This window comes from Sedimentibacter hydroxybenzoicus DSM 7310 (genome assembly GCF_013403245.1).
Taxonomy (GTDB): Bacteria; Bacillota; Clostridia; order Tissierellales; family Sedimentibacteraceae; genus Sedimentibacter; species Sedimentibacter hydroxybenzoicus.
Genome location: NZ_JACBNQ010000043.1, coordinates 1 through 12,232 on the forward strand (window position 1 = coordinate 1; position 12,232 = coordinate 12,232).

7 protein-coding genes are annotated in these 12,232 nt (G+C 35.5%); all 7 read left to right on the plus strand.

The features are described from left to right. Positions 1-224 precede the first annotated feature (224 nt). The 7 genes from HZF24_RS18330 to HZF24_RS18360 all read left to right on the plus strand — a co-directional run bounded on the left by HZF24_RS18330 (position 225) and on the right by HZF24_RS18360 (position 12,137). Complete coding sequence (locus HZF24_RS18330) at positions 225-1,025, plus strand: DUF368 domain-containing protein (protein ID WP_179239827.1); 801 nt, start codon at positions 225-227, stop codon at positions 1,023-1,025. Between the two features lie 201 nt (positions 1,026-1,226). After that, on the plus strand, positions 1,227-2,714 hold the full coding sequence (locus HZF24_RS18335) for a carbon starvation CstA family protein (protein ID WP_179239828.1): 1,488 nt from the start codon (positions 1,227-1,229) through the stop codon (positions 2,712-2,714). Positions 2,715-3,006: 292 nt separating this feature from the next. Further along, on the plus strand, positions 3,007-4,539 hold the full coding sequence (cls, locus tag HZF24_RS18340; RefSeq protein ID WP_179239829.1) for a cardiolipin synthase: 1,533 nt from the start codon (positions 3,007-3,009) through the stop codon (positions 4,537-4,539). Between the two features lie 56 nt (positions 4,540-4,595). After that, positions 4,596-8,087 (plus strand): DNA polymerase III subunit alpha, encoded by a 3,492-nt coding sequence (locus HZF24_RS18345; RefSeq protein ID WP_179239830.1) that lies wholly within the window; start codon positions 4,596-4,598, stop codon positions 8,085-8,087. Positions 8,088-8,195: 108 nt separating this feature from the next. Continuing rightward, entirely contained in the window at positions 8,196-9,155 is a 960-nt protein-coding gene (pfkA, locus tag HZF24_RS18350) for a 6-phosphofructokinase (RefSeq protein ID WP_179239831.1), read from the plus strand. Positions 9,156-9,248: 93 nt separating this feature from the next. Continuing rightward, complete coding sequence (pyk, locus tag HZF24_RS18355; protein ID WP_179239832.1) at positions 9,249-11,006, plus strand: pyruvate kinase; 1,758 nt, start codon at positions 9,249-9,251, stop codon at positions 11,004-11,006. Between the two features lie 78 nt (positions 11,007-11,084). Next, entirely contained in the window at positions 11,085-12,137 is a 1,053-nt protein-coding gene (locus HZF24_RS18360; RefSeq protein ID WP_407695763.1) for an AI-2E family transporter, read from the plus strand. The last annotated feature ends 95 nt before the right edge of the window (positions 12,138-12,232 follow it).

Sequence of the window (12,232 nt, forward strand, 5' to 3'; positions counted from 1 at the left end):
GATTGATTTTTCATGTGTCTTTCCTTAATTATTATGAAAACCCGCTAATTTTTAGCGGGTTTGTCAATAACCTGAGCGAGCCAAATGGCTCGCTTTTTAAGTTAAAAATTGCGGACAAGTTTTTATAGTATGCCCTCTTCCGGATATTTTTTATTGATAATTTAGAGATTATTCTATATAATTTAATAACAGGAAAATTTTAACTAGAATAGAGGTAATCAATAATGAGCTTTTTTTCAAGATTTTTAAAGGGCTTAATAATAGGTGCGGGTGCGATTGCTCCGGGTGTCAGCGGTGGGGCCTTGGCGGTAATTTTTGGGCTTTATGACAAAATGACCTTTTTTATAGCCAACTTCACATATAAATTCAGAGAAAATGTTAAGTTTTTTATTCCTGTTGGAATCGGAGGAGCTTTAGGAGTCTTATTATTCAGCAGAATTATTGAATTATTATTCACATATCATGAAGTAGAAGTAAGATATGCATTTATCGGACTTATGTTAGGTACAATTCCTTCGGTTATAAAAGAAGCAAATAAAAAGGGCTTTAAGCCAAAATATCTTATACCTTTAGCTATAACATTTATTTCAACGTTAGTTCTTACTTTTCTTGAAGAAAGTGCATCCGGTTTAAACAGTTTAAGTAACCCGTCAAGCATCAACATTATTATATACGGGTTAATTATAGGTTTTGGAACAATAATCCCGGGAATAAGTGCATCAATTATACTGATGTACATCGGAGTATATGAATTTGTAATTTCTGCCATATCCAACCTTTCTGTCGTGTATATTTTTTACCTAGGAATTGGTTTTGTTATAAGCATATTGTTATTTTCTAAACTAATTTCGATGTTGTTTAAAAGATGTTACGGTGTCACATTTTATGCTATTTTAGGGCTGGTTCTGGGTTCTATCATCAGCATATTTCCGGGTTTTTCATTTACTTTCGAATATATCTTCAACTTTGTACTTTTAATTGCGTGTTTCTTATTGTCGTACAATATATCAAGATTGACTGGTTAAATTTTTATTTATCTTTTTACTTATAAAAATAAATTGACTAAGGTTGTCCAAAGTGATACAATTCATGTAAATAAAAATTTAAGATATTGAATTAAAATCATCTTAGTTGAATTTTTCTATATTTTTTAATAAATTCAATAATTAAATTTTTATTATATTTATATTTTATATTTATAAAAATTTATAGGGAGGTAACAAACCATGTCAACATTTTTAATCGGACTTATTATTCTTGTCGTTGGTGGATATTTTTACGGAAACTTCTGTGAAAAAACTTTTGGTCCTGACGACAGAGACACACCGGCAATTACTAAGGCAGACGGAGTAGACTTCGTCGTAATGAAAAAATGGAAAAACTCACTAATTGAATTGCTTAACATAGCAGGTACAGGACCTATATTCGGAGCAATTCAGGGTATCTTGTTTGGACCTATTGCATTTATCACTATCCCTGTAGGATGTATACTTGCAGGTTCAATGCACGACTATTTCTCGGGAATGATTTCTATGAGAAACGGCGGAGCTCAGATGCCGAGATTAATCAAGAAATATTTAGGAAACAATGTAATAAAAGTTTATAACTTTTTCTTATGGATATTGATGTTCTTAGTTGGTGTTGTATTCGTTTATACACCCGGAGACTTAATCGTTACTCAGGTTCTCAGTCAGGAAGCGGCAGTAACCAATCCTGTTGTTTGGATAGTATACGGTGCAATATTTTTATACTACCTTGTAGCTACATTATTCCCGATAGATGCAATCATAGGCAGAGTTTATCCTATATTCGGTGGATTCCTGATATTATCTGCTGTTGGAATATTTATTGGAGTTTTGATGGACGGCGGAGCAAGCTTAACAGCTTTATCATTTGCATCTAATCCATTTAAACAGCATCCGGGCGGACTTCCGTTTATACCTGTATTCTTCATTACTGTTGCCTGCGGTATCATGTCAGGCTTCCATGCAACACAAGCTACCTTGATTTCAAGAACGGTAAAGAGTGAAAAAGAAGGTAAAATGACTTTCTTTAACATGATGCTGGTTGAAGGCTTTATAGCTATGTGCTGGGCAGCAGGTGCAATGGTTCTGTTCGGAAGAGGAACAGACTTAGCGACAACTCCTACTTTAGTGGTTGGATTAGTTTCCAGAGAATTCTTAGGAAGCATAGGTGGTATGATTGCTATATTAGGTGTTATAGTTCTTCCTATTACATCAGGCGATACAGCATTCAGATCATTAAGATTAATGGTTTCTGAACAATTTAATATTGACCAGAAACTTCCTATTAGGAGAATCATAACTTCAGCATGTTTATTCGTTCCGGCGATATTCGTTCTTTACTATGCAAAACAAAGCCCACAAGGATTCAACATTCTTTGGAGATACTTTGCATTTACAAACCAATTTGTTGCTACATTTGCTTTAGGAACAATTGCGGTTTACTTGTATATTACAGGAAAGAATTATTTCATATCATTAATACCAGGAATGTTCTACTTCTTCGTAACATTAAGCTTCATCTTCCATGCACCGATTGGACTGAAGTTAGACGAAAGATTGGGATTAGATCCATCAAGCTACATGGCTTCTATGATTCTTGCAGCTGTTATGGCATTAGGATATATGTGGTTCATTAGAAAAAGAGGCGAAAGTCAAAAAGAACAGATACTTCAAAATGTATTGAACTAATCAAATATTAAAATCTGAGACTGCCTGACGGCGGTCTCGGCTGCTGAAAAAGCCCCCCTGCATCGTTGCCGTTCATCCGGTCAATCCTCACGTATGTCTAATACGCTGCGGTTGCCCGTCTTACGGCGCCTTGCAGGATGAACTTTTTCAACAGCCTATCATCTTGATGACTTTGTCATAAATCTGACTGCCTGACGGCGGTCTTTTTTTATTGTACTTTGTTTACATTTATATGAAATTTTGATACAATAGCATATAAAAATATAAAGATCCGTCTTTAACAGGAGTTTTTATGCAGAGGATACTTAGGATAGTATTTAACAGGGTAACATTTGTGGTACTCTCAATCTTAGCTCAAATACTAACATTTGTGATTATAATTGACAGCTTCAGCAATTATCTTTTTATTTTCAACTTTTTATTTATGCTTATAAGTATTTTGGTGGTCATTTATATTTTAAACAGTAAAAGTGACCCTGCTTATAAAATTGCATGGATTATACCCATTATGCTTGTTCCCGTTTTTGGAGGCTTATTTTTTCTGATGTCCGGAGGGGCAGGTCTTTCAAGCAGGATGAAAAAAAGCATGACTCTTATTTCAGAAAAAATGAAGGAAAACTTAAGTCAAAATGAGAAAACTGTTCAAATGTTGCTTGAGGACAACAATATTGCATATAATCAGGCAAAATATATTGAAAAGTATACGATGTGTCCCGTTTATAATAATTCTTACACGGAATTGCTGCCTTCAGGGGAAAGCTTTTTTGAAAGCCTGGTAAATGAATTGAAGCTAGCTGAAAAGTATATATTTTTAGAGTTCTTTATTATAGAAGAAGGCTTAATGTGGAATACAATTTTGGATGTACTGATAGATAAGGTAAGACAAGGAGTTGAAGTACGCGTCATATATGACGATTTTGGCGGCATGTTTAAACTGCCGCTCAGATATAATAAAAAGCTTGAAGAAATGGGAATTAAGTGCTGTGTATTTAATCCCATCATACCGATTATGTCAATTCGCCTAAACAACAGAGACCATCGGAAAATTGTGGTTATAGATGGAAAGGTTGCATTTACCGGAGGAGTAAACATAGCGGATGAATATATCAATAAAATTGAAAAGTTCGGACACTGGAGAGATTGTGCAATTAAAATAGAAGGCGATGCGGTGTGGAGTTTAACGGCAATGTTCCTTTCCGTATGGAGCTATTTAAGAAAAGAAGAGGAAGATTATTCTTTATTTATGCCTCGGAAAAACGAAGGTGAAATAGGATGCTGCGGATTTGTCCAGCCCTTTGATGACAGCCCTTTAGACGACGAGCATGTAAGTGAAGCTGTTTATATGAACTTAATTAATCAAGCACAAAAATATATATACATAGAAACGCCTTATTTGATAGCTGATAATAAAATGATGGTTGCATTATCCCTGGCAGCCAAAAGAGGGGTAGATGTACGGATATTAACCCCTCATATACCGGATAAAAAGTATGCATTTGCAGTAACTCGTTCTAACTATGAAGAACTGCTGGAATCAGGAGTGTCAATTTATGAATATACCCCGGGTTTTAATCATGGTAAAACATTTGTGGTGGATGACACCTATGCAGTGGTTGGAACTATAAACCTTGACTACAGAAGCTTATATTTGCATTTTGAATGCGGAGTATGGCTTTATAATTCTGACAGTGTACTGCAGGTAAAGGAAAATACCTTAGATGCTTTGAACATCAGTCAGAAGGTATTATTGGATCAGTTAAGAAATGTTTCTAAAATAAGGAAGATAGCAAGAACAGTTTTAAAAATATTTGCGCCGCTAATGTAGATGCGAGACTGCGGATGCATGTTAAAACAGTTATATTTATATAAGAAGGAAGACCTATGGAAAATAAATTTACGCATTTGCATGTTCATACTGAATTTTCTTTGCTTGACGGGGCATGCAGAATAGGAGAATTAATCAACAAAGCAAAAGAACTTAATATGACTTCATTGGCCATTACGGATCACGGTTGTATGTATGGAGTTGTTGAATTTTTTAAAGCTGCAAAAAAAGCAGGCATAAAACCAATAGTTGGTTTTGAAGCATATGTATCGCCGAGAAAAATGACAGACAAGGATTCTCAGCTTGACAAAAATCAATACCATTTAGTCCTGCTTGCTGAAAATTATGATGGCTTTAAAAACATTATAAAGCTATGCTCTGCCGGTTTTGTGGATGGATATTACTATAAGCCCAGGGTGGACCATGAAATACTGAGAGCACACAGCAAGGGCGTTATTGCATTGAGCGCATGTCTGGCAGGAGAGATACAGTCATACTTGATGGATAATAATTACGAGCAGGCACTTAAAACGTGCCTCATGTATAAAGATATATTCGGAGAAGATAACTTTTTTCTTGAAATGCAGGATCACGGCATGGAAGAACAGAAGAAAGTGAACCAGGGTCTCCTTGAAATGAGCAGGGAAACAGGAGTGAAATTGGTTGCTACTAATGACGTTCATTATATAAATAAAGAAGATGCATATTTTCATGATGTGCTTTTATGCATTCAAATGCAAAGAACCGTTAACGAAGAAGACAGAATGAAGTTCCCCTCAGATGAATTTTATTTAAAATCCTATGAAGAAATGTCAGAACTTTTTCCGGAAGAAGCAATTACAAATACAGCCGCAATAGCTGAACGCTGCAATGTTGAGCTTGATTTCGACACGGTTCACCTGCCTGAGTTCAAAGTTCCGCAGGGTTATACAAAGACAGAGTATTTCAGAGAAATATGTCAGGAAGGCTTAAAGGAAAGATATAAAAATATAGATGATGAAATTCAAAAAAGATTAGATTATGAAATAAGCATCATTGAGCAGATGGGATATGTGGATTATTTTTTGATTGTATGGGATTTTATTAAGTACTCCAGGGATAACAATATAATGGTTGGACCCGGCAGAGGTTCGGCGGCAGGAAGCTTGGTTGCTTATTCTATGAAAATAACCAATATAGATCCGTTAAAATACAATTTGATTTTTGAAAGATTTTTAAATCCCGAAAGAATAAGCATGCCCGATATAGATGTGGATTTTTGCTATGAACGAAGAGAGGAAGTTATCGACTATGTTAAGCAAAAGTATGGCAATGAAAAAGTAGCACAAATCATAACATTTGGTACCATGGCCGCAAGAGGAGCTATCCGGGATGTGGGCAGGGTCTTAGATTTGCCATACAAAGATATTGACGTGATAGCTAAGAAAATTCCTATGAGTTTAGGAATGACTATAGAAAGTGCCTTGGAAATAAACAATGAATTGAAAGAAGCGTATGAAGGGGACTTAAAGGTTAAAAAACTTATTGATTTAGCACTTAAAGTTGAGGGTCTCGCACGTCATGCGTCAACCCATGCTGCAGGGGTGCTGATTTCAAAAGAAGATGTAACAGAATACGTTCCTCTTTCAAGAAACAAGGATGTAATAACAACTCAGTTTAATATGATAGAGTTAGAGGAGCTCGGGCTGTTAAAAATGGATTTTTTAGGACTCAGGACTCTGACCGTTATAAGAGATGCAATTGACCTGATTGAAAGAAATCATGATATCAAGGTAGATTTCGATAATTGTCAATATGATGATAAGGAAGTATACAAGTTGTTTGCAGCTGCGGAAACCTTGGGGATATTCCAGTTTGAAAGCACAGGCATGAGAGCTTTTTTAACCGAGTTAAAGCCTACAGAATTTGAAAATATAGTTGCAGCCAACGCTATGTACAGACCGGGACCTATGGGGCAAATTCCGGTATTTGTAAAAAACAGACAAAATCCTGAGAAAATTGAATATCTGCATCCAAAATTAGAAGATATACTGAATGTTACTTATGGCTGCATGGTTTATCAGGAACAGGTTATGCAGATAGTAAGAGATATAGGCGGATTCACCATGGGACGCTCGGATTTGTTGAGACGTGCCATGGGTAAGAAAAAAATGAGCGTTATGCTTGAAGAAAGAAAAAATTTCATTTACGGTAAGCCATCAGAAAGTGGCGAACAGGAAATACTCGGAGCTGTAAATAACGGTGTTGATGAGAAAACCGCAAATGAAATATATGATTTAATGGTTGAATTTGCAAAATATGCCTTCCCTAAAGCACACTCCGTTGCATATGCGGCTTTGGCTTATGAAACGGCATGGCTTAAGCATTATTATCCTGTAGAGTTTATGGCTGCTCTGATATCAAGCATCATGGGCAGTACGGGCACTGTTTCGCTATATATCAGAGAGTGCAAGCGCTTAGGAATTAAAATTTTGCCTCCTGACGTCAATGAAAGCCGTGATAAATTTACCGTAGAAAATGGAAAAATTCGATTTGGCCTTGCAGCAGTTAAAAATGTCGGTTCAAATGTTATTGCTGAAATTGTTGAAGCAAGAGAGAAAAAAGGTAAATTTACTTCATTTACGGATTTTTGCACCAAGGTAGACCAAAGCGTTTTAAATAAGAGACAAATAGAATCATTAATAAAATGCGGAGCATTTGACTCTTTAAAAATTTATCGTTCACAGCTTATGTCAATATACGAAAGAACAATAGATTCAATTATAAGCCAGAAAAAAAGAAATATAGAAGGTCAGTTTTCATTATTTGATGATGTGATTTCGCAGAATTTAAATATGACTTCAAAAGAAGAAATACCCAATATTGCCGAATATAATGAAAAAGCATTGCTTACTATGGAAAAGGAAATGGTAGGGGTATACTTAAGCGGTCATCCCTTGTCTGAATATGAAAAGGAGCTTGAAAAAATAACAACCACAAATACAAGTGAAATTATGGAACTGAAGGATTCCCATGAAAATAACGCAAAGATTCAGGATGGAAGCAGAATTGTCATTGGTGGAATAATTGTAAAAAAACAAAATAAAATAACTAAAAATAATAATATGATGGCTTTCATAACCTTGGAGGATTTGTACGGAGCTGTTGAAGGAATAGTTTTTCCCAAAATTTACGAAAATTGCAAGGATGCTTTATATGAAGACAATATAGTTGTTGTTGAAGGAATAATTGATGCATCCGAAGAAGAAGAACCTAAAATTATCTGCAACAAAATAACAGAGCTAAAAAAAGAAGACATAAATACAGAAGTTAAAAAGCAAAGAAAGTTGTATCTGAAAGTTGACAATACTGAAGCATACAAGAAAATAAAAAATGAGCTGTTTAAAAATATTTGTAAGTGCCCGGGCAGCGATTGTGTTATAATTTATAACAGTCAGGAAAAAGCCAATATGGTTTTACCTGTCAGAAATTGGGTAAATATAGACAATGAAAATTTAATTAATGATTTAAAAGTTTTGCTAGGAGAAAATAATGTAGCAATAAGATAAACGTATATTGTACGCTTGTGTCATTCTGAACGCAGTGAAGAATTTCAGGTTTTGAAATTCTGAGATCCTTCGCTATCGCTCAGGATGACGAATAATAGGGAGGTTTGTATGAGAAAGATAGGTGTACTTACAGCCGGTGGAGATGCACCGGGAATGAATGCTGCAATAAGAGCAGTTGTAAGATTTGGAATTTACAATAATATTAATATAGTCGGCGTAAAAAATGGATTCAGAGGATTGGTTGAAGGGGACAGCGTGGAAATGAACCTTTCTTCTGTTGCGGATATAATTCACAGAGGTGGTACTGTATTAGGCAGTGCAAGAAGCAAAGAGTTTATTGGAGAAGATGGGTTTCAAAAAGCGCTTAAAAATATAAAATATTTAGGTATAGACGGACTCGTTACAATAGGCGGTGACGGAACTCTGAAAGGTGCTTTGGCACTTGGTAGGTCAGGAATACCTGTGATTGGAATTCCGGGAACAATTGATAACGACCTTCCGTACACGCAATATACATTAGGATTTTTTACCTCACTTACAACCGTATTGGAAGCAGTGGAAAAAATAAGGGATACCTCGTCATCTCACGGAAGAACAAATGTAATTGAGGTTATGGGCAGAAACTGTGGAGATATAGCTCTTTATGCAGGTCTTGCGGGTGGTGCTGAAATGGTTATTATTCCGGAAGTTGAGAATAATATAGATGAAGTATGTGATAAAATAATGCAGGGAAGAGCAAGAGGTAAAAAGCACAGTATTGTCTTACTTGCAGAGGGTGCAGGAAATGCCAAGGATATAAGTGAGCAAATAGAAAAAATAACAGGCATCACCACCAGATATTCAGTACTGGGTTATACACAAAGAGGAGGAACCCCTTCCGCATATGACAGGTTAATAGGCAGCCAGATGGGTGCAAAAGCTGTGGAGTTATTATGCTGTGAAAAATTCAATAAGGTTCTTGGCGTTAAAGGCAATGAAATATTCCACATGGATATAGAAGAAGCACTTTCAATGAAAAGAGCATTTGACAGAAAAACATACGAATTAACAAAAATACTATCAATATAACAATAGATATGCGATAGATAAGCGATTGATATGCAATAGATAATCAATAGCTAACCTATTGCTTCTCTATTGATTACAAGGGAGTTGAAATACATGAGAAAAACAAAAATAGTATGCACCATAGGCCCTTCTTCACAGGACGAAAAAATATTCAGACAATTAGTAATGAACGGCTTAAATGTGGCAAGATTAAACTTTTCACACGGGAGTCATGAAGAGCATCAACAAAAAATAGATGTTATCAAGAAAGTCAGACGTGATTTAGGAACATCAACTGCTATAATGCTTGATACAAAGGGACCTGAAATAAGAACAAGAGATTTTGAATTTGGTCAGGCAGAGCTGACGGCAGGACAGGAACTTGTACTTACCTCAAGAGAACTTCTTGGCAATAAAGACATAATCAGCGTAACATACAGGGATTTTGCAAAGGATGTAAAACCGGCAGATACTGTATTAATAGATGATGGACTAATATCATTAGAGGTTATAGAAATAATAAATGAAACTGATTTAAAATGTATTGTTAAAAACGGAGGTATAATCAAAAACAAAAAAGGTGTAAATGTACCTAACGTTCAAATAAATTTACCTGCTATGACAGAAAGAGATATTGAGGACATTAAGTTTGGTATAAAAAATGATGTGGATTATATTGCCGCTTCATTTATCAGAAAAGCCGATGATGTTATATCAATAAGAAGAATTTTAGAAGAAGAAAATGCCGACCATATAATGATTATTTCAAAAATAGAGAACAGACAAGGTGTTGAAAATATAGATGAAATAATTGAAGTGTCAGATGGAATAATGGTTGCAAGGGGAGATTTGGGAGTTGAAATACCTGCAGAAGAAGTGCCTCTTGTGCAAAAGACATTGATTAGTAAGTGTAATGATGCGGGAAAACCGGTTATTACAGCAACGCAAATGCTTGACTCAATGATGAGAAATCCCAGACCTACTAGAGCCGAGGTTTCAGACGTTGCAACTGCCATATTTGAAGGCACGGATTCCATAATGCTGTCAGGAGAGACTGCTTCCGGATGCTATCCTTTAGAGGCGGTAATAACTATGTCAAGAATAGCGGTAATGATAGAAAACTCTTTGGATTATAAGGAAATTTTACAAAATAAAAACGTTAAATTTGAAAACGGCATAACAGATTCAATAAGCTATGCTACATGCAGAACATGTCTGGATTTAAATGCATCAGCAATTATTTCCGCAACCTCATCGGGTTATACCGCTGCAGCAGTTTCAAAATACAGACCGATTGCACCGATTATTGCAGCAACGGAGCATGAAAGAGTAATGCGTAAAATGTCACTGTATTGGGGTGTCTATCCAATAAAAATAAGCAGAATGAATTCAACCGACGAAATTATAGATAAGTCTGTAAGCAGAGCATTGGAGTTGGGATATATCAAGAATGGTGATTTGATAGTTATTACAGCAGGTGTACCTGTAGGAATTTCCGGAAGTACAAATTTATTGAAGGTTCATATTGTGAGCGAGCTTTTGTATAAAAAGGTTGGAGTTGGAAAGGAAACAATAATAGGCAGAGCAAGAGTGGCAAAAAATGCTTCGGAATTAAAGGAAAAATTTGAGCCGGGAGACATTATAGTAATGAGCGCAACAGATAAGGATGTGGTTGATTTTATGTCTTCAGCATCAGCCATTATAGTTGAAGAAGGTGGTTTAACCTCACATGCATTTATTGCCGGGCTTAATTTAGGTAAAGAAGTAGTTGTAGGTGCTGAAAGCTGCACAACAAAAATAAAAGACGGAGAGCTTCTCACTGTGAACGGTAAATTAGGTGTAGTGTACAGAGGTCAAGCTCACATAATGTAGGAGGGGGATAAAATTATAGAAAAGAACAAAAGTATATTAAAAATATCATTACCAATTTTATTTATAGTTTTTATTATATTGTTGATTGTATTCAGTCCGAAAACCTTCGTGTGGATAACGAATTCTTTTAAGCCGGTAATATATGCGCTTATAATGGCTTACTTGTTGGATTCTGCGGTTAACTTTTTTGTAAGAAAGCTCAAGGTCAGGCGCTCACAGGGGATACTTCTTGCCTGCATAATTTTAATCGGCCTTTTAAGCTTCATAGTATACAAGGTAGTGCCGCAAATCGTTGACAATATAAACAACATAGTAAATTTTATAATGCATGGTAACGTCGACGTCGTTGAGATAATTAACAATCTTAAAGGTAAAATTGACGGCAGATATATAGATTTTTTGACAGATTATATTTTGCAAGCAAGTGAATCCGTGAAAAATACAATTAATCGCCTACTTATTGATATGTCAAATATTTTGATGAGATTTTTAAGAAATATAGGCACAAGCACATTTACGGTAATCACAAGCTTCATTATTAATATCTATATGCTTGTTGAAAAAGAAGATATTCTTGCAAGAGGCAGAAGATTTATTTATGCTTATTTTAATGAAAAAAATTCAAGGAAAATACTTACCGTGTTCAGCAAGTCAAATAAAATCTTTAAATCATTTTTAAACGGTAAGCTGTTAGACTCTGCAATAGTTGGGGTTATATGCGTTATTGCATTCTACTTATTCAAGGTTCCATATGCACCGTTAATGGGTACGATTATAGGTTTTTTCAATATGATACCTTTTTTCGGACCTATAATAGGATCTGTACCTGTAATAATCGTATCATTCTTTTTAGACCCTACAAAGGCAATTACTGCTTTGATTATAATTATAGTTATTCAGCAATTGGATGCCAATATTCTTGATCCGAGAATTGTAGGCGGAAACGTGGGTGTCAGTCCATTTTGGATTATCACATCAGTAACAGTGGCCGGTAATTTATTCGGTATTCCGGGCATGGTGTTGGGGGTACCAGCGGTTGTACTGATTAAAACTATAATAGAGGAATCGGTAAACCTTAGATTATTAGAAAAGGGAATGTCCGATATAGAGAAAGAAAATATGAAAAAATAAAAAACCTGCATTACGCAGGTTTCAGACTGCTGACAAAGTCAGCAGCAAGTAACAAAAATTACGAAAACTTAACAGAGAAACAGTTGGAAAACCAA

Bases quoted from the DNA above. Each gene is read 5' to 3' on its own strand.
- HZF24_RS18330 (WP_179239827.1), top strand. From the start codon at position 225: ATGAGCTTTTTTTCAAGATTTTTAAAGGGCTTAATAATAGGTGCGGGT.
- HZF24_RS18335 (WP_179239828.1), top strand. From the start codon at position 1,227: ATGTCAACATTTTTAATCGGACTTATTATTCTTGTCGTTGGTGGATAT.
- cls (WP_179239829.1), top strand. From the start codon at position 3,007: ATGCAGAGGATACTTAGGATAGTATTTAACAGGGTAACATTTGTGGTA.
- HZF24_RS18345 (WP_179239830.1), top strand. From the start codon at position 4,596: ATGGAAAATAAATTTACGCATTTGCATGTTCATACTGAATTTTCTTTG.
- pfkA (WP_179239831.1), top strand. From the start codon at position 8,196: ATGAGAAAGATAGGTGTACTTACAGCCGGTGGAGATGCACCGGGAATG.
- pyk (WP_179239832.1), top strand. From the start codon at position 9,249: ATGAGAAAAACAAAAATAGTATGCACCATAGGCCCTTCTTCACAGGAC.